The organism is Serratia sp. CY47280 (assembly GCF_052168655.1).
In the GTDB taxonomy this organism is placed as follows: domain Bacteria; phylum Pseudomonadota; class Gammaproteobacteria; order Enterobacterales; family Enterobacteriaceae; genus Serratia; species Serratia bockelmannii.
Genome location: NZ_JBJNMG010000009.1, coordinates 34,272 through 52,832 on the forward strand (window position 1 = coordinate 34,272; position 18,561 = coordinate 52,832).

General features: G+C 60.5%; 15 protein-coding genes. 9 read left to right on the top strand and 6 right to left on the bottom strand.

All coding sequences use genetic code 11. The features are described from left to right. Positions 1–13: 13 nt before the first annotated feature. The 3 genes from fhuA to hrpB form a co-directional block, all read right to left on the bottom strand. On the bottom strand, positions 14–2,218 hold the full coding sequence (gene fhuA / locus ACJ8J4_RS23005) for a ferrichrome porin FhuA (protein WP_049208416.1): 2,205 nt from the start codon (positions 2,216–2,218) through the stop codon (positions 14–16). A gap of 250 nt (positions 2,219–2,468) precedes the next feature. After that, positions 2,469–4,961: a bifunctional glycosyl transferase/transpeptidase gene (mrcB, locus tag ACJ8J4_RS23010; RefSeq protein ID WP_025304218.1), complete on the bottom strand. Its 2,493-nt coding sequence runs from the start codon at positions 4,959–4,961 to the stop codon at positions 2,469–2,471. A 118-nt stretch (positions 4,962–5,079) separates the two neighbouring features. Further along, on the bottom strand, positions 5,080–7,518 hold the full coding sequence (gene hrpB / locus ACJ8J4_RS23015) for an ATP-dependent helicase HrpB (protein WP_197836010.1): 2,439 nt from the start codon (positions 7,516–7,518) through the stop codon (positions 5,080–5,082). A 189-nt stretch (positions 7,519–7,707) separates the two neighbouring features. Here hrpB and thpR point away from each other — a divergent pair, with 189 nt between their 5' ends. The 6 genes from thpR (at position 7,708) to folK (ending at position 12,686) form a co-directional block, all read left to right on the top strand. Continuing rightward, complete coding sequence (gene thpR, locus ACJ8J4_RS23020) at positions 7,708–8,238, top strand: RNA 2',3'-cyclic phosphodiesterase (RefSeq protein WP_089181278.1); 531 nt, start codon at positions 7,708–7,710, stop codon at positions 8,236–8,238. An 8-nt stretch (positions 8,239–8,246) separates the two neighbouring features. Then, positions 8,247–8,954 (top strand): DNA/RNA nuclease SfsA, encoded by a 708-nt coding sequence (gene sfsA / locus ACJ8J4_RS23025; RefSeq protein WP_004937572.1) that lies wholly within the window; start codon positions 8,247–8,249, stop codon positions 8,952–8,954. A 183-nt stretch (positions 8,955–9,137) separates the two neighbouring features. Further along, a complete protein-coding gene (dksA, locus tag ACJ8J4_RS23030) occupies positions 9,138–9,593 on the top strand; it encodes an RNA polymerase-binding protein DksA (protein ID WP_004937569.1) in 456 nt (151 codons plus the stop codon). 72 nt (positions 9,594–9,665) lie between these two features. Beyond that, positions 9,666–10,577, top strand: coding sequence for a tRNA glutamyl-Q(34) synthetase GluQRS (gluQRS, locus tag ACJ8J4_RS23035; RefSeq protein ID WP_025304222.1), 912 nt, complete (start codon positions 9,666–9,668; stop codon positions 10,575–10,577). Positions 10,578–10,638: 61 nt separating this feature from the next. After that, entirely contained in the window at positions 10,639–12,186 is a 1,548-nt protein-coding gene (pcnB, locus tag ACJ8J4_RS23040) for a polynucleotide adenylyltransferase PcnB (RefSeq protein WP_075200639.1), read from the top strand. Further along, positions 12,186–12,686, top strand: a complete 501-nt coding sequence (gene folK, locus ACJ8J4_RS23045; RefSeq protein ID WP_004937558.1) for a 2-amino-4-hydroxy-6-hydroxymethyldihydropteridine diphosphokinase — start codon at positions 12,186–12,188, stop codon at positions 12,684–12,686. Before pcnB ends, folK begins: the two co-directional genes overlap by 1 nt. Before the next feature lie 5 nt (positions 12,687–12,691). Here folK and qseC read toward each other — a convergent pair whose 3' ends face one another. After that, on the bottom strand, positions 12,692–14,050 hold the full coding sequence (gene qseC, locus ACJ8J4_RS23050) for a quorum sensing histidine kinase QseC (protein WP_049205553.1): 1,359 nt from the start codon (positions 14,048–14,050) through the stop codon (positions 12,692–12,694). After that, the gene (gene qseB, locus ACJ8J4_RS23055; protein ID WP_038872425.1) at positions 14,047–14,709 is read right to left on the bottom strand and encodes a quorum sensing response regulator transcription factor QseB; all 663 of its coding nucleotides are present in this window, start codon (positions 14,707–14,709) and stop codon (positions 14,047–14,049) included. The genes qseC and qseB overlap by 4 nt, the downstream gene beginning before the upstream one ends. Before the next feature lie 166 nt (positions 14,710–14,875). On the opposite strand from qseB, the gene panB reads away from it, so the two are divergent. The 3 genes from panB to panD all read left to right on the top strand — a co-directional run bounded on the left by panB (position 14,876) and on the right by panD (position 17,074). Beyond that, on the top strand, positions 14,876–15,670 hold the full coding sequence (gene panB / locus ACJ8J4_RS23060) for a 3-methyl-2-oxobutanoate hydroxymethyltransferase (RefSeq protein WP_025304226.1): 795 nt from the start codon (positions 14,876–14,878) through the stop codon (positions 15,668–15,670). Positions 15,671–15,693: 23 nt separating this feature from the next. Further along, complete coding sequence (gene panC / locus ACJ8J4_RS23065) at positions 15,694–16,548, top strand: pantoate--beta-alanine ligase (protein WP_197826619.1); 855 nt, start codon at positions 15,694–15,696, stop codon at positions 16,546–16,548. A gap of 145 nt (positions 16,549–16,693) precedes the next feature. Then, on the top strand, positions 16,694–17,074 hold the full coding sequence (gene panD, locus ACJ8J4_RS23070; protein ID WP_004937544.1) for an aspartate 1-decarboxylase: 381 nt from the start codon (positions 16,694–16,696) through the stop codon (positions 17,072–17,074). Positions 17,075–17,108: 34 nt separating this feature from the next. Here panD and ACJ8J4_RS23075 read toward each other — a convergent pair whose 3' ends face one another. Beyond that, positions 17,109–18,389 (bottom strand): polysaccharide deacetylase family protein, encoded by a 1,281-nt coding sequence (locus ACJ8J4_RS23075; RefSeq protein ID WP_028127378.1) that lies wholly within the window; start codon positions 18,387–18,389, stop codon positions 17,109–17,111. Positions 18,390–18,561 lie beyond the last annotated feature (172 nt).

Here is an 18,561-nt window from a genome sequence, read left to right on the forward strand (position 1 = left end):
CCCGGCTATCCGGTTAGAAACGGAAGGTTGCGGTGGCGACCACCTGGCGTTCTGCGCCCCAGTAGCAGCCATAGGTAGCAAAGCAGCTGGAGACATATTCTTTGTCAAACAGGTTGTTCACATTGATGCCAATCGAAGAGCCCGGCAAATTGAAACGCGCCAGATCATATTTTATCGCGGCATCAAACACCGTGTAGTCCTTCACTTTAAACGTATTGGCCTCGTCGCCATAGCTGGAGCCGACATAGCGAACGCCGGAACCCAAGGTCAAGCCGCTGATCGCGGTTTCATGGAAGGTGTAATCCGCCCACAAAGAAGCCATGTGTTTAGGGATCGCCGCCGGCGTGTTGCCCTGTAGCGTAGTGTCTTTGGTATATTCAGTGTTTGTGTAAGTGTAAGAACCCAATATATTCAGATTGGCCGTCAACGCCGCTTTGGCTTCAAGCTCAACACCACGTGAACGGATCTCACCGCCCAATATACTGGCGAAGGCATGTTCGGGATTCGGATCGGCCACTTTATTGTTGGTTTTAGTCAACTGGTAAAGCGCCAAACTGGCGGTGATCGGACGATCCTTAGGTGCGTATTTAACCCCAGCCTCATACTGTTTGCCTTTAGAGGCAGCAAACGTATTACCTGAAAAATCAGTGCCTGAGGTTGGCTCAAACGATTCGCTGTAGCTGACATAAGGCGCGATGCCGTTTTCGAAAACATAGTTCAAGCCAGCACGGCCGGTAAACTGTTTATCCTGCTGCTTAGAGACGGAATTCTGGTTCAGGCGATTGGTGCTGTTGGTATCGCTCCAATCATAGCGCCCCCCCATCGTCAGAACCCAGTTGTTCCATTCAGCCTGATCTTGCACATACAGGCCGGTCTGCTCCTGACGGTTAACCTGACTGGCGCCACCGGTAATGGTATAGCTTCGATTGCCATATTGTGGAGCAATGACATTCAGATTGGATGCACTGCCATATTGATAAACGACATCATTGCGCATACGCATATAATCAACGCCCATCAACACGATATGGTCAACTTGCCCGGTAGCAAATTTGGCCTGCGCCTGTGTGTCTACTGCAAAGCTGGACATATGCTCTTTGGAGTTCATCACGCCACGCTTCAGCTCAGCGGAATTATCTGGATCAATGCCTAGACCATAAATAGAACGGTAGTCCACATCCATTTTCGAATAGCGCAGGTTTTGGCGCACGGTCCAAACATCATCGAAAGCATGTTCAAAGGCATACCCCACCATTTGCTGCTTGCGAGAAATGTTGTTATAGCCCGGCTCACCGTCGTTGAAGCTGGTTGGTAACTTACCATTGACGCCATTTTGCACCGTACCTTCTTTCGGCAACCAACCATAGAAGCCAACGCTAGGGTCATCCTGGAAACTGCTGAGGAAAGTCAAAGAAGTGCGATCATCAGGTCGCCAGCTGAAGGAAGGAGCAATAGCATAACGTTTGCTTTTCTCGCCAACCTGCTGCTGATCTTCATCGCGCGCCACACCTGTCAGACGATATGAATAAACACCCGCATCATCCAAGGCGTCACTGAAGTCAAAACCGGTCTGGAACAGATTATCTGTCCCCATTTTGAATTGAACCTCGCGCAGCGTCTCTGTTGTCGGCCGTTTACTGACCAGAGCGACCACCCCACCTGGGTTGCTTTTGCCATACAATACCGAAGACGGCCCGCGCAGCACTTCCGCCCGCTCCAAGAAGTATGGGTCGATCTGATAAATCGAATAGTTATCGTCCTGCAGCTTCAGACCATCCAGGTACATATTGGTACCTACAGAGCTGAAGCCACGAATGTTCACAGCATCATAGGCAGTGGAGGCTCCGCGATTCCCAATCATCACACCTGGGGTATAAGCCAGCGCACTTTTCACCGTATCCGGCTGGCGCATGTCCATCTCTTCACGCGTCACCACGGAAACGGACTGCGGGTTCTTTTCGATCGGCGTATCGGTTTTGGTGCCGGTGGCGCTACGTTTGGCGACATAGGTGCCGACCGGCCCCCAGGCGCTTTCCTGCTGGGCGGAATTGCTGCCGCCCACAACGGTAATCGTGTCTTCCTTGGCGGCCGGCTTGGCGTCGGCGGAAAAAGCCGGCATCGCCAGCGTGCCTAACGCCGCAGCGACGGTGATCGCTAACGCGCTGACGGGGAGACGGCCCTGCTTGGCCGCGGATGATGAAAGACGCTTGGTCGGCATGATTTATTTCTCTGATGAATTATTAAATGACGAATGTAAACGATAATAATTATTATAAGCGTCGCATTTTATGCAGAAGCCAAATTAAACTGCAAGCCGAATTCATAGGGCAAATAGGTTAAGGATTAGGCGCTTAGCCATGTAGTTAACAGGGAAATAAAACGAGCGGAAAAACAAAAAAGCCCGCAACCAAGGTTACGGGCCTAATAACAAAGAAAAATTTTCACCGGGGCCGACGCCCCGGTAGCGATTACTGACCGAACATATCCTTGATCCAGCCGGCGACGCCATCGCCATCTTTTTGCTCACCCGCCGCCGGTTGCTGCTGTTGCTGCACCGCCGCCTGGCTGGCCTGGCACAATCCCTGCGGATTGTCGGTCCAGACCGGGATGGTGCGCCAGCTGCCGCCGCCGCAGATAAAGTTGCCGGCAGAGTCGATGCTCATCTGGTTTATGCCTTCCGGCGGCTGCAGCATCAGCGGCAGCGGCGTCTGGTTTTCCAGATAGCGGCGATACAGGGTCAACGCGCCGTTGGCGCCGGTCAGCTTGGCCGGGCCGTTGTTGTCGCGCCCCACCCAGGCGATCGCCACTTCCTTGCCGTCGATGCCGGCGAACCAGCTGTCGCGCAGATCGTTGGTGGTACCGGTTTTCGCCGCCAGGTTGTAGTTCGGGAACTTCACCGACAGCGAGCGGGAGGTCCCGCGCGCCACGCCCTGCTGCATCGCGTACAGCGTCAGGTAAGCGGCCTGCGCCGGCACCATGCGCTCCGCCTGCGGGAAGCTCTGGTACAGCACCGTGCCGTCTTCGGCGATCACCGAACGCACCGCCGACAGCGGCGCACGGTTACCGCCGCTGGCGATGGTCTGGTACTCCTGCGCGACTTCCATCGGCGTCAGGCCGATCGCCCCCAGCAGCATCGAAGGCACCGGATTGATCTCCGCTTTCGGGATCCCCAGGCGTTGCAGCGTGGCGCTGATCTGATCCAGCCCGACCGACAGGCCGAGGTTCACCGTCGGCACGTTCAGCGAGTTGGCCAACGCATCCACCAGCATCACCTGACCGCGGAATTTACGGTCATAGTTGTTCGGCTGCCAGACGGCGCCGTTCGGCTGTTTCAGCGACAGCGGCGCATCCGCCAGCCAGGTGTTGAGGCGGTATTTATCCGGTTCGGACAGCGCGGTCAGGTACGTCGGCGGCTTGGCCAGCGAGCCGACCAGACGGCGCGCCTGCATGGCGCGGTTGAAGCCGGCGAACTGCGGGTTGGCGCCGCCGACCATGGCGCGCACTTCACCGCTGAAGCGATCGACGATCACCATTGCCGCTTCCAGATCCTGCAGGTGGCGCGCAGCGCGCAGCGCCGGGATGCCGTCTTCGACCGCTTTTTCCGCCGCGTCTTGCGACACCGGATCCAGCGTGGTGAAGATCTTCACGCCGGACAGGTCATTGACCTTATCGCCCAGCTTGGTTTGCAGTTCCTGACGCACCATCTGCATAAACGCCGGCTGTGGCGTAATGACGCCGCCTTTCGGCTGCACGCCCAGCGGACGCGCGCTCAGCATGTCATACAGCTCGCCGTCGATCACGCCCTGGTTCTGCAGCAGTTTGAGCACCAGGTTGCGGCGCTCCAGCGCCAGTTTCGGGTTGCGCCACGGGTTATACAGCGACGCGCCCTTGACCATGCCGACCAGCAACGCCTGCTGATCGAGGCTCAGCTCGTCCACCGGACGGCCGAAGTAATACAGGCTGGCCAGCGGGAAGCCGCGGATCTGGTCGCTACCGCTCTGGCCGAGGTACACCTCGTTCAGATACAGCTCCAGGATGCGGTCTTTGCTGTAACGGTAATCCACCAACAGCGCCATATAGGCTTCGTTGGCCTTACGCCACAGCGAACGTTCGTTGGTCAGGAACAGGTTCTTCACCAGCTGCTGCGTCAGGGTACTGCCGCCCTGCACCGCACGACCGGCGGTCAGGTTGGCCAGCACCGCGCGGCCGATGGAGTACGGGCTGATGCCGTCATGCTCATAGAAATGGCGGTCTTCCGTGGCGATCAGCGTGTCTACCAACAGATCCGGGAAACCGGAACGCGGCACGAACAGGCGCTGTTCACCGTTCGGCGACTGCAGCATGGTGATAAGACGCGGATCGAGGCGGAAGAAGCCGAAGCTGCGGCCGCTGTCCAGGTTTTCGATCTTCGCCAAACGGTTGTTCTGGAAATCGAGGCGGGCGCGGATCTGCCCTTCTTTACCATCCGGGAAGTCGAACGGGCGGCGCAGCATTTCGATGCTGTTGGCCTGCACGGTAAACTCGCCCGGGCGCGTCATGCGGCTGACCTGGCGATACTGCATGCCTTCCAGCAGGTTGACCATCTCCTTCTTGCTGTACGGCATACCCGGTTCCAGGTTGACCATGCGGCCGTACACCGCCGCCGGCAGCTGCCAGACTTTACCGTCGATGCGGCTGCGGATCTGCGAGTCCAGGTAGACGCCATAGATTGCCAACAAGACGGCGATCACCAGGATCAGTTTGATAAACAGGCCGAGCCAACGGCGTTTTTTACGCGGCGGAGTCGCTTTTACCTTACGCGGCATGCGTTCCTCCTCCTCTTCATACTCATCATCGTCATACTCGTCTTCTTCGTAATCGTCATAATCGTCGTCTCGGCGACGGCGCGGCGGCTTGCGCGACGCGGTGCTTTTTGGTTGTTTTCCTTTGCGCCCGATGGGCTCGCGGTCATCCCCAGCCATGGCTGTTGTTCTCCGAGCTTGCCGACACTGCCGGCCATGATTAGTCGCTTAATCTGTGCCTACGCCGCAGCGCTGACCAGAAGAAACATCTGAATTCCAAACCTTAAATGATCGCGACCTACTGATATTTCTTCGTTCGGCGCGTCGGTACCGCCGTGGCCGGATCGTCCGGCCAAACGTGTTTAGGGTAGCGGCCCTTCATCTCTTTTTGCACCTCGCGATAGGCGCCTTGCCAGAAGGCAGCCAGATCGCCGGTGATTTGCAACGGCCGGTGCGCCGGTGAGAGTAACTCAAGCACCACCGGGATGCGACCCTCCGCCAACATCGGGCTGCGCTGCTCGCCGAACACCTCCTGCAAACGCACCGCCAGAGCCGGCGGTTTACCCGCCTCATAACGGATCGGTAAGCGGCTGCCGGTCGGCACAGTGTAATGAGTGGGTAGCGCATTATCCAGCCGCTGCTTTTGCTGCCAGTCCAGCAGACGGGACAGCGCTTCGGCGATGTTGACCTGCTTCAATCCGCGCAGATCGCGCACGCCGTTCAGCGACGGCAACAGCCACTGCTCCAGCGCCGCCAGCAGCGGCTCTTCATCCATCGCCGGCCACTCCGCCTCCGGCAGCCAGGCTTGCGCGCACTGCAGGCGCACCCGCAATTGTTCAGCGGCCCCCTCCCAGTTGAGCACCGCCAACCCCTGTGCGCGCACCCAGTCGAGCAGCGCCTGCTGCAGCTCTTCGTCCGCCGGTTTGGCCAGCGGCTGAGCGCGCAGCGTCAGACGACCGATCTGCTGGCGCTTCCAGGCGCGCAGCGTGCCCTTCTCTTCATCCCATTCCACCGCCGTGCGCTGCGTGACGATCGCCGGCAGCTGCGTCGCCAGGGCTTCGATGTCCACCGGCAGCGCCAGCAGGATACGCGCATCGGGGCTGTTGTGGCCCTGCAACAGGCTGGGAACGATAAGCCAGGGGGCGCGCGACAGCGCCTCGTCCTGGTTCATCGCCGCGCCCAGGCCGTTGGCCAGCAGGTAGCGGCCGTCCTGGCCACGGCGCTGGGCGATGCGATCGGTAAACGCCTGCGCTAACAGGCGCGGCGCCAGATCGACGTCGACTTGCCCCGCACATTGCGGCAGGCGTTTGGTCAACTGCGCGGCGCGCTGCCGCCAGTTCGGTTGCAGGCGGCTCAGCCAGTAGCCGATATCCATCTGCCCGCCGCGCGGCGGTTCTTCCAGCAATGCCGCCAGCAACGCCGCCGTCGCCAGGCCGTCGGCGCTCAGTGCCACCCCGGCGACCAGCATCGCCGCCAGCCGCGGCTCGCACCCCAACGCGGCCATCTGGCGCCCCGGCGCGGTAAGTTTGCCGCCGTCATCCGTGGCTCCCAGCCGGTGCAACAGTGCCCTGGCCGCTGCCAATGCCGCCGTCGGAGGCGCATCAAGCCAGGTCAGCTGCGCCGGATCATGGCACCCCCATTGCAGCAATTCGAGCCAGAAGCCGGTGAGATCGCTCTGTAAAATTTCCGGTTCGGCATGTTCCGCCGCGCGCTCCGCCTGTTCTTTGGCGAACAGATGCCAGCAAAGGCCCGGCTCCAGGCGCCCGGCGCGCCCGGCACGCTGCACCATCGAGGCCTGACTGATGCGCTGCGTCGCCAGCCGCGTCAAACCGTTGCGTACGTCGTAACGCGCCACGCGCTCCAGGCCGCTGTCCACCACCAGTCGGATACCCTCGATCGTCAGGCTGGTTTCGGCGATGTTGGTCGCCAGCACCACCTTGCGGCGGCCAGGCGCCGCCGGCTGAATCGCTTTTTGCTGTTGCGCCAAAGGCAGGGCACCATACAGCGGGCAAAGATCGGTATCGCTCGCCACCTCGCCGGTCAATCGCTCCAGCACCCGATTGATCTCCGCTACGCCCGGCAGGAACAACAGCAAAGACCCCGGCTGTTCGGCCAGCAGACGCTTCACCGCCGCCGCTACGCCATCCTCCAGCCGCTGATGGCTGGCCAACGGCTGATATAAACGTTCAACCGGAAAGCTGCGTCCCTCTGACACCACCACCGGTGCCTGCGGCAACAGCTGCGTCATACGGACGTTATCCAGCGTGGCCGACATGATCAGCAGTTTCAGATCGTCGCGTAGCCCTTGCTGCACGTCGAGCAGCAGCGCCAGCGCCAAATCGGCCTGCAGACTGCGTTCGTGAAATTCATCGAGGATCACCAGCGACACGCCCTGCAGCTCGGCATCCTGCTGCAGCATGCGGGTGAGAATGCCTTCCGTCACCACTTCCAGCCGGGTCTGCGGCCCGCTTTTACTTTCGGCGCGCATGCGGTAGCCCACGGTCTGGCCGGGCTCCTCCCCCAGTTGCTGTGCCAGGCGGTAAGCGACATTTTTCGCTGCCAGCCGCCGCGGCTCCAGCATGATAATGCGCCCCGGCAATCCGGCCTTAGCCAGGATCTGCAGCGGCAACCAGGTGGATTTACCGGCGCCGGTCGGGGCGTGCAACAGCACCTGAGGAGCGGACTGCAGCGCAGCCAGCAACTCATCAAGCACCGCGCTGACGGGCAATGAAGACACTGAACTCTCCGTGGTGGTTAACGTTAAACGGCGTACAGTGTAGCATTAGCTTTGCCCCCGTAGCCTTTCAAACTGCGGCGTCGTTAGCTATAGTACGGAGCTCATCCATGCGCCCCGCTTCGCGCGAGACCGTTGCAAACCGCATTCAAGTCTGTTCCTGACGGATTTGTCATTATTTACCGAGCCCCCATGTCCAATTCGCGCCGCCTGTTTTTCGCCCTGTCTTTGCCTGATGCCCTGCAACAGCAGGTGATCCGCTGGCGCGCCGAGGCGTTTGCGCCGGAGGCCGGCCGACCGGTGGCGGCGGCCAATTTGCACCTGACGCTGGCGTTTCTTGGCGAGGTCACCGCGCAGAAAGAGCTGGCGCTGCGCAAACTGGCCGGCCGCATCGTTCAACCCGGCTTCAGCATGCGGCTCGACGATCTCGGCCATTGGCCGCGCCCCGGCGTAGTCTGGCTCGGCACCCGCCGCGCACCGCGCGGGCTGCTGCAGCTGGCCGAGCTGCTGCGTTCGCAGGCCGCCCGCAGCGGCTGCCACCAAAGCGCGCTGCCGTTCCATCCGCACATCACGCTGCTGCGCGCCGCCACCCAGCCGGTAGCCATCCCGCCGGCGACGCCGGGCTGGGCGTTCAGCGCCGACGCCTTTTCCTTATATGAGTCGGTGTTCGAAAACGGCCGCACCCGCTATCAACACCTCGAACAGTGGCCGCTGGCCAAGTAGGCATCCGCATGATTTTCTCTCCACCGCTGCGTTCCGCCACGCTGATCAAACGTTACAAGCGCTTTCTGGCGGACGTGATCACCCCGGAAGGGGAAACCTTTACGCTGCACTGCGCCAATACCGGCGCCATGACTGGCTGCGCCACGCCCGGCGATACCGTTTGGTACTCCACCTCGGACAACCCCAAACGTAAATACGCCCACAGCTGGGAGCTGACCCATACCCAACAGGGACACTGGATCTGCGTCAACACCCTGCGCGCCAACGCGCTGGTGCGCGAGGCAATTGAACACAATTTAATCAATGAATTATCCGGTTACAGTAAAATTAGTGGCGAAGTGAAATACGGCGGTGAAAACAGCCGTATCGATTTGTTATTACAGGCAGAAAATCGGGTTAACTGCTATATTGAAGTTAAGTCAGTCACATTACTGCAACAACAACGTGGTTACTTTCCTGATGCGGTAACGCTCAGAGGGCAAAAGCACCTGCGTGAGTTGCTCAGCGTGGTTGAAAGCGGGCAACGGGCGGTGTTGTTCTTTGCCGTGTTACACAGCGGTATTGAGCAGGTCGCACCGGCACATCATATAGATGAGCGCTATGCGGCGCTGTTGGCACAGGTCCGGCAGTTGGGAGTGGAAGTGGTTTGCTATGGGGCAAAATTATCACCTGACGGTATTTATCTCTGCGATAAGCTGCCGTTTTTTATCGATTAGCGCAGTCGGGTCCCTATAAATAGACAACCGGCCAGCACGATCGCCAAATACGCCCTCCTTCACACGATTGTCAAGCGGGCGACAGGAATAATTGCCAACCTACCTTCCTTCTGTTATTTATAGCGGCCTGTTTTTCCCCCGCATTGGGGATTCGATAGTGCGTGTGTATGTAGGAGAAGCAACATGCAAGAAGGGCAAAACCGTAAAACCTCGTCCTTGAGCATTCTCGCCATCGCTGGGGTGGAGCCGTACCAAGAGAAGCCGGGCGAAGAGTACATGAACGACGCCCAGTTGTCGCATTTCAAGCGCATTCTTGAAGCGTGGCGCAACCAGCTCAGGGACGAAGTGGACCGTACTGTATCGCATATGCAAGAAGAGGCAGCCAACTTCCCTGATCCGGCCGACCGCGCTACCCAGGAAGAAGAGTTCAGCCTTGAACTGCGTAACCGTGACCGTGAACGCAAACTGATCAAAAAGATCGAGAAAACGCTGAAGAAAGTGGAAGACGATGATTTCGGCTACTGCGAATCTTGTGGCGTGGAGATCGGCATTCGTCGCCTCGAAGCGCGTCCGACCGCCGATCTGTGCATCGACTGCAAGACACTGGCTGAGATCCGCGAAAAGCAGATGGCCGGCTAATACCGTTGTTACCGCTGCGGCGTGCGCACCTGCGTGCGCCGCACAGAGAAAAGGGAACCTCTCCCCTCTGATATGCAAGAAAGTCATTATGTGGGGCGCTTTGCCCCATCGCCTTCCGGGGATCTGCATTTCGGTTCGCTGATTGCCGCTCTGGGAAGCTACCTTCAGGCTCGCGCTCAACGCGGGCAGTGGCTGGTTCGCATCGAAGATATCGACCCGCCGCGCGAAGTCCCCGGCGCCGCCGCTCGCATCCTGTCCGCGCTGGAACATTATGGTCTCCACTGGGACGGCCAGGTTATCTATCAATCCCAACGTCACGACGCCTATCGCGCCGCGCTGGATCTGTTGCAGCGCCAGGGGCTCAGCTATTACTGCACCTGCACCCGCAGCCGCATCCAACACATCGGCGGATTGTACGACGGCCACTGCCGCGATTTGCAGCTCGGCCCGCAGGGTGCCGCCATCCGCTTGCGTCAGACCGCCCCCGTTTACCGGTTCCACGATCGCCTGCAGGGAGAATTGCACGCCGATCCGGCGCTGGCGGGGGAAGACTTTATCATTCGCCGCCGCGACGGGCTGTTCGCTTACAATCTGGCGGTGGTGATCGACGACCATTTTCAGGGCGTGACCGAGATTGTCCGCGGCGCCGATCTGATCGAACCGACGGTGCGCCAAATTGCCCTTTACCGCCAGCTGCAGGCGCCGGTGCCCACTTATGTGCATCTGCCGCTGGCGCTGGGTGCCAACGGCATCAAGCTGTCGAAGCAAAACCATGCGCCGGCATTGCCCGCTGGCGATCCGCGGCCGGTGCTGATCGCCGCGCTGAAATTTCTGCGCCAACCGCTGCCGGAAAGCTGGCAAGATCTTGACCTGCCATTATTATTGAGCTGGGCGATCGAACACTGGCGGTTGGAAAACGTGCCGCGTCAGGAGGCTATCCCTCTGGATGAAAACACGCCGGCATTCTCAAAGGAGCCATGGTGAGCTATGATTAGCCGCTATTTTTTGTTAGCTCCATTTTTATCAGTCACTATCGAGGTGTACCATTTTTACCCGAGTAGCCAACTTCTGTCGTAAGGTACTGACCCGCGATGACAAGCTGCCCCGCGACGACGCGGCGGCCGGCGATAAAAACGTAGTCCGCGAAGAGCGTGCCGCGGCGCCAAGCCGCCCTGCGCCGCAGCCGCGCGCCGCCGATAACGGCAGCAACGCCCCTGCCCGCCGCTCAACGCCGCGCAAGCGTCCGCCTTTTCCTATCGCCGAGAGCAACGACTCGATGACCGTGATCCCGCGCGAACAGCACTCGATCTCCCGTAAAGACATCAGCGAAAATGCGCTGAAAGTGCTTTATCGCCTGAACAAGTCCGGCTACGAGGCCTATCTGGTCGGCGGCGGGGTGCGCGATCTGTTGCTCGGCAAAAAGCCGAAAGACTTCGACATCACCACCAACGCCACGCCGGAGCAAGTGCGCAAGCTGTTCCGCAACTGCCGCCTGGTCGGCCGCCGTTTCCGCTTGGCGCACGTGATGTTCGGGCCGGAGATCATCGAAGTGGCCACCTTCCGCGGTCACCACGAACAGAATCAGGAATCCGACAAGAACTCGTCTCAGCAGGCGCAAAACGGCATGCTGCTGCGCGACAACATCTTCGGTTCGATCGAGGAGGACGCCCAGCGCCGTGATTTCACCATCAACAGCCTGTACTACGGCGTGGCGGATTTCACCCTGCGCGATTACGTCGGCGGCCTGAACGATCTGAAGCAAGGCGTGATCCGCCTGATTGGCGATCCAGAAACCCGCTACCGCGAAGATCCGGTGCGCATGCTGCGCGCGGTGCGCTTCGCCGCCAAGCTGGATATGAGCATCAGCGAAGAGACCGCCGAGCCGATCCCGCGCCTGGCCTCGCTGCTGCACGAGATCCCGCCGGCGCGCCTGTTCGAAGAATCCCTCAAGCTGCTGCAGGCGGGTTACGGTTTCCAGACCTACCTGAAGCTGTGCGAATACCAGCTGTTCCAACCGCTGTTCCCGCTGATCGCCCGCAACTTCACGCCGAACCACGATACGCCGATGGAGCGCATTCTGGCGCAGGTGCTGAAGAACACCGATCACCGTCTGCAGAACGACATGCGCGTCAACCCAGCCTTCCTGTTTGCCGCCATGCTGTGGTACCCGCTACTGGAGCACGCGCAGAAGCTGGCGCAGGAAAGCGGCCTGGCGTACTACGACGCCTTCGCGCTGGCGATGAACGACGTACTCGACGAGCAGTGCCGCTCGCTGGCGATCCCGAAACGCATCACCACGCTGGTGCGCGATATCTGGCAGCTGCAGCTGCGCCTGTCCCGCCGTCAGGGCAAACGCGCGCACAAACTGATGGAACATCCGAAATTCCGCGCCGCCTATGATTTGCTGGCGCTGCGTGCGGAAGTGGAAGACAATCAGGAGATGCTGCGTCTGGCCGAGTGGTGGGGTGAGTTCCAAGACGCCACGCCGGCGCGGCAGAAAGCCATGCTGAGCACCCTGGGTGACGATCCGGCGCCGCGCCGCGCGCGTCAACGCCGTCCTCGTCGCCGGGCACCGCGTAAAGAAGGGGCATAATGATCCGCGTTTATATCGCGCTGGGCAGCAACCTGGCGCAGCCGCTGCAACAGGTTAACGCCGCGCTGGAGGCGCTGGAGCATCTCCCGCGCACCCGGCTGGTCACCTGTTCTTCGTTTTACCGCACCAAGCCGCTGGGGCCGCAAAACCAGCCGGACTTTCTCAACGCGGTGGTGGCGCTGGATACCCTGTTGCCGCCCGAACAGCTGCTCGACCATACCCAGGCGATTGAACGCAATCAGGGGCGCGTGCGCAAGGATGAACGCTGGGGGCCGCGCACGCTCGATTTGGACATCATGCTGTACGGCGACAAGGTGATCCATACCGATCGCCTGACCGTACCGCATTACGGCCTGAAAGAGCGCGAATTCATGCTCTACCCGCTGGCGGAAATCGCCCCCGACCTGATTTTCCCTGATGGCGAACCGCTCGCCAGCTGCCTCAAGCGCGTGCCGGAAAACGGCATGGCGCTGTGGCACTCGCCAAAACCGAAATCCTGACCTACCTACAGCGCCAACCGCGCAACGAATCCCCCCGCCGAGCGATTGGCGAAACTGATCTGTAAACCATGCAAGCCGGCAATACGCTGCACGATAGATAACCCCAGCCCGCTGCCGGTTTGTTCCTGTCCCGGCGGGCGATAGAAACGTTCTCCCAGCCGCGCCAGATGCTCCGCGGTCACCCCCGGGCCGTCATCCTCTACCGTCAGCGAACGTTCGCTCAGCGTCACGGTGACGACGCCGCCCTGCGGGGTATAGCGCACCGCGTTGTCCAGCAAGTTGCGCAATAGCAGCGACAACAGCAAGGTTTCCCCCTGACGCGGCGGTGGCGTTCCCCGATGTTCATAGCGCAGCGTCACACCCGCCGCATGGGCTTGCCGATCCTGTTCCGCCAGGGTCATCGTCACCAGATCGTTCCAGTCGATAGGCGCCAGCTCGGCCAGATCCGACAGCGAATCCAGCCGCGACAGCGTCAGCAGTTGATCCACCAGCCGGGTCGCGCGATCGATGCCGACCGTCAGATTGTCCAGCGCGTGCTCGCGCATCGGCGCATCATCCCCCGCCAACTGCACCACTTCGGTCTGCACCCGCAATGCCGCCAATGGGCTGCGCAATTCGTGCGCGGCATCGGAGGTGAAGCGTCGCTCTCGCACCAGCAAAGCGTTGATGCGAGCGAACAGCGCATTGAGTGCATCCACCAGCGGGCGCACCTCGGTCGGCACCTGGCGCGCATCCAGCGGCGTGGCGTCATCGGGTGCACGCCGACGCAAACCGGCGGCCACCGCACGCAGCGGCCGCAGCTCGCGCCCCACCATCAGCGCGATCAGCAGCATCAGCACCGGCAGCGTCGCCAGCCAGGGCACCAGCTGGCCCGTCACCATGCCCAGCGCCATATCGCGCCGGTAATCCCACTCCTGCCCCACGACAATGCGGTAGCGCCCGTCCGGGCTGGTCAACCATACCAGGCGCCAGCTGTCATCATCGCCTTTGCGCTCACCGTCGGTAAAACCTTCACGCTCCCCGTCAAACAGGAAATCAGCGCCGTTCTCGCCGTCGTTGAGCAGCATCTTGCCGTCGCGATCGAAGATGGCGAACGCCAGCGCGTCGTCGTCCTGCTCGCCGCGCTTGCCATGATGCACCAGCTTCTTGGTTTTCGGCAGGCTGCGCGCACTTTCATCGGCCAGCAGATCGCCGAGGTTGGCGGTCGCCAGCCGTTTGGCGAACAGCATCTGTTGGGTGTCGAACACTTCGTTGATGGTGTTGCGCGACATCACCCAGGCCACCACGCTGGCGGTGCTCCAGGTCAGCAGCGCCAGCAGGCTGAAGATCAGGATCAGGCGTAGCCGCAGGCTGAGACGCTTCACGGCGCATCCCCCAGCGTGTAACCCACGCCGTGGATGGTACGGATGAAGCCGTTGCCCAGCTTGCGCCGCAGGTGGTGAATATGTACCTCCACCGCGTTGCTGCTCACCTCGTCATCCCAGTTGTACAGCTTCTCCTGGATCAACGGCCGCGCCAGCACCCGCCCCTTGTTGTGCAGAAACAGCTCCAGTACCGCCAATTCGCGCGGCGTCAGCGTCACCGGCTCGCCGTTGCAGCTCACGCTGCGGGTGGCGCTGTCGAACACCACGTTGCCGTGCGTCAGCTGTGGCATCAGTTGGCCGTGGCGACGGCGGATCAGCGCCTGCAGGCGCGCCGCCACTTCGGCCAGCGCGAACGGCTTGCACAGGTAATCGTCGGCACCGCTTTGCAGCCCGCTAACCCGCTGCTCCAGCGCATCGCGGGCGGTGAGGATCAGCACCGGCACGTCCTGCCCGGCCTGGCGCCATTGGCGCAGCAGATCCAGGCCGTCGAGGCCCGGCAGGCTGAGATCGAGGATCACCGCGTCGTACGGCGCACTGTCCAGCGCATTTTTGCCGACGACGCCGTCGGTGAACCAGTCCAGATTGAAGCCGAGTTTGGTCAGCCCGGCCTTGATGCCGTCACCGATCAGTTTGTCATCTTCGATCAACAGAATTCGCATGAGTATCCCTTTTGAGTCTTGGCGCCATTGCACCACAAGGTTCTTAAGAACCGCTTAAGCATGGCGATCCGCGCTACCCACCCCGATCGGGTTACAGTAGAATGGCTGCACTTTTTTGCAGCCTGGGCCTGCGTAAGCCGCACGGCCCGTTTCAGGAGACGTTGTGATGAAACCCACCACCGTGACCCATTTGCGCCAGTGGAAACAGGAGCAGCGCAAGTTTGCTACCCTTACCGCCTACGATGCCAGCTTTGCCAAACTGTTTGAAGAGCAAGGCATCAAAGTCCTGTTGGTGGGCGATTCGCTGGGCATGACGCTGCAGGGCCACGACTCCACGCTGCCGGTCACCGTCGCCGACGTGGCCTACCACACGCGCGCCGTGCGCCGCGGCGCGCCGGCCTGCCTGCTGCTGGCCGATCTGCCGTTCATGAGTTACGCCACCCCGGAACAGACCTTCGCCAACGCCGCCGAGCTGATGCGCGCCGGCGCCAACATGGTGAAACTGGAAGGTGGCAGCTGGCTGTGCGACACGGTGAAAATGCTCGCCGAGCGCGCCGTGCCGGTGTGCGGCCACCTGGGCCTGACGCCGCAGTCGGTCAACGTGTTCGGTGGCTATAAGGTGCAAGGGCGCGACGAACTGGCCGCCAAACAGCTGCTGCAGGACGCGCAGAATCTGGAACTGGCCGGCATTCAGCTGCTGGTGCTGGAATGCGTGCCGACCGAGCTGGCGCGCCAGATCACCGAAGCGTTGTCCATTCCGGTCATCGGCATCGGCGCCGGCAGCGGCACCGACGGCCAGATCCTGGTGATGCACGACGCCTTCGGCATTACCGGCGGCCACACGCCGAAGTTCGCCAAGAACTTCCTGGCGCAGAGCGGCGATATCCGCACGGCGGTGCAGCACTACATTCAGGAAGTGGAGCAAGGCCTCTACCCGGCGGCTGAACACTCTTTTAACTAAGCGATGGTTCCAGGAGTCACCCAATGATTATTATCGAAACCCTGCCGATGCTGCGTCAGCAGATCCGCCGCTGGCGCCAGGAAGGCAAACGCATCGCGCTGGTGCCGACCATGGGCAACCTGCACGACGGCCACATGACGCTGGTCGATGAAGCGCGCGCCCGCGCCGACGTGGTGGTGGTGAGCGTCTTCGTCAACCCGATGCAGTTCGATCGCCCAGACGATCTGGCACGCTACCCGCGCACGCTGCAGGAAGACAGCGAGAAGCTGACCCGCCGCGGCGTCGATCTGGTGTTCGCCCCGGCCCCGGCCGCGGTTTATCCGCAGGGCCTGGAGCAGCAGACCTACGTCGACGTGCCGGGCATCTCCACCATCCTGGAAGGCGCAAGCCGGCCGGGCCACTTCCGCGGTGTTTCCACCATCGTCAGCAAGCTGTTCAACCTGGTGCAGCCTGATTTGGCCTGTTTCGGCGAGAAGGATTACCAACAGCTGGCGCTGATCCGCAAAATGGTGGCGGACATGGGTTACGACATCGATATCGTCGGCGTGCCGACCGTGCGCGCCAAAGACGGCCTGGCCCTCAGTTCGCGTAATGGCTACCTGACCGCCGAAGAGCGCAAGATCGCGCCGCAGCTGAGCAAAATCATGAACGCGCTGGCGCAGCAGCTGGCCAATGGCGAGCGCCAGGTCGAAACGCTGTTGGAGCAGACCGCCGAGCAACTGCGCGCCGCCGGCTTTACGCCGGATGAGCTGTTTATTCGCGACGCCGACAGCCTGCAGCCGCTGACGGTAGATAGCCAGCGGGCGGTGGTGCTGATGGCCGCCTGGCTGGGCAAGGCGCGTCTTATCGACAACCAGCAGGTTGACCTGACGCTATAAGCCGTTTTTTATACTATCGTCACCCTGAAGCCTTGGCCATTGGTAGACAATGGCGGAGCAATCGGTGACGATAGAGATTGCAGGGATGCAGGAGAGATGTTCAACCCCAGCGCCTGTGAAGGCCGATATTCAGTTAGGTAAAGCTATGATACGTACTATGCTGCAAGGCAAGCTGCATCGCGTCAAAGTCACTCAGGCTGACTTGCACTATGAAGGATCCTGCGCCATCGACCAGGATTTTCTGGAAGCCGCCGGCATTCTGGAATATGAAGCGATCGATATTTACAACGTGGATAACGGCCAGCGCTTCTCCACCTACGCTATTGCCGCCGAGCGCGGTTCGCGCATCATTTCTGTCAACGGCGCCGCCGCGCGCTGCGCCTGCGTGGGCGACAAACTGATCATCTGCTCCTATGTGCAAATGACCGACGCCGACGCCCGCCAGCACCACCCGAAAGTCGCCTATTTCGAAGGTGACAACAACCTGCAGCGCAAGGCGAAAGCCGTGCCGGTTCAGGTCGCCTGACAATAAAACGGGCGCCTTACGCGCCCGTTCTTCCCTACTGCACCACCACCGTACCCGGCTTGTTGGCTATCCGATCCGCCATGGTCTGGATCGAGTCGGTGCGCAGAATATACAGCCGCTTCAGCGTATAGGGGTTATCCCCCGGCTTCACCTTGCCCTGCACCGTGGTCACCGCCAGATGGAACCCGGCGTCCTGCGCCGCCTGAATCGCCCGTTGGTTATAACCGCCGAACGGATAAGACAGATACAGCACGTGCGGGTTGAACTGCGACAGCGCGCGGCGCGAGCGCTCAAAATCGAACTCGATATTGTGCAACGAACGGCTCAGCAAAATCGGCTGGCGGTTGCCATCGGTGCGGTGCAGAAAATGGGTATGCGACTGCACGTCGAACACGTCCTGAATCTGCTTGAGCTCCGAAACGCTCATAAACTGCAGCGAGTCCGGGTTCCATTTCTGCGGGTGGCGTTTGATGCGCGAAGAGATGATGAACGCCGTGGCGCGGAAACCGTAATCCTTCAGCACCGGGTAAGCGTAGCGATAAACCGACTTCAGCCCGTCGTCGAAGGTCAGCACGATCGCCTTGCCCGGCAGGTTGATCTGATTTTTCAGGTAGGCTTCCAGCTGATACAGCGAAATGGTGTCGTAGCCCGCCTGCTTCAGATAGGTCATTTGGTTGCTGAACGCCACGTCTGAGGTGGTGGTCGAGGTGTGGCGGAAGCGTTTGTTCTCTTCGTTTTTCAGCAGGTGGTGGTAAGTCAGCACCGGTATGCCGTTATCGATCTCGCAGTCCAACTCATTAATGAACCCCAGCCGCTCGCCGATGTTGACCTCGTACCAGGTGTTGTTCAGGCGATCCTTCAGCTTGCCGATGATAGGATAGCGCAGGTTGCCTTCCAGCGTGCCCAAGACTTCGCTGTCCTTGTCCGCTGCGGTGTATACGTCTATCGTTTTTTGCGTGATCAGATTCTGGTTGGTCAGCGGTTTGTTCAGTTCGCCCAAATCGTCTTGCACCTTGCGCGACTTCTTCAATTCACGCACGTCGTCTTTATCGATAAAGCCGGTACCGTGCCCGAATTTGAATTCGTAGTATTCCGCATCCGCCGGGAAGACTTGGATCAGTTGCCCGCGCTTCACTTCCCCTACCGGGATCACATGCTCGCCCACCAACGCATAGACTTCGCTGTCGCGCTGCGCTTCCATGTATTCAGATTTAACCGCGCTGTCTTCCGACAGCAAACTAGCCAGGCTCACAGGGGAAACCAACGACATCAGAATGCCGAGCAACCCAGCCGTTAACGTGTATTGAGACCGCATGATGATGTTCTGCTTACGAGTGCGTAATGACAAAAGTGGAGGAAATGTGGAGCGCCAGCATAGCACGATTTGAACAGCGGGGAACTAGCGGTTATTTGAGCAATTCTATTGATTTACGCGCCGCCTGCGCCAAATCAAGAAAAGCGCCCCCGCCGGGAAAGCGAGGGCGCGA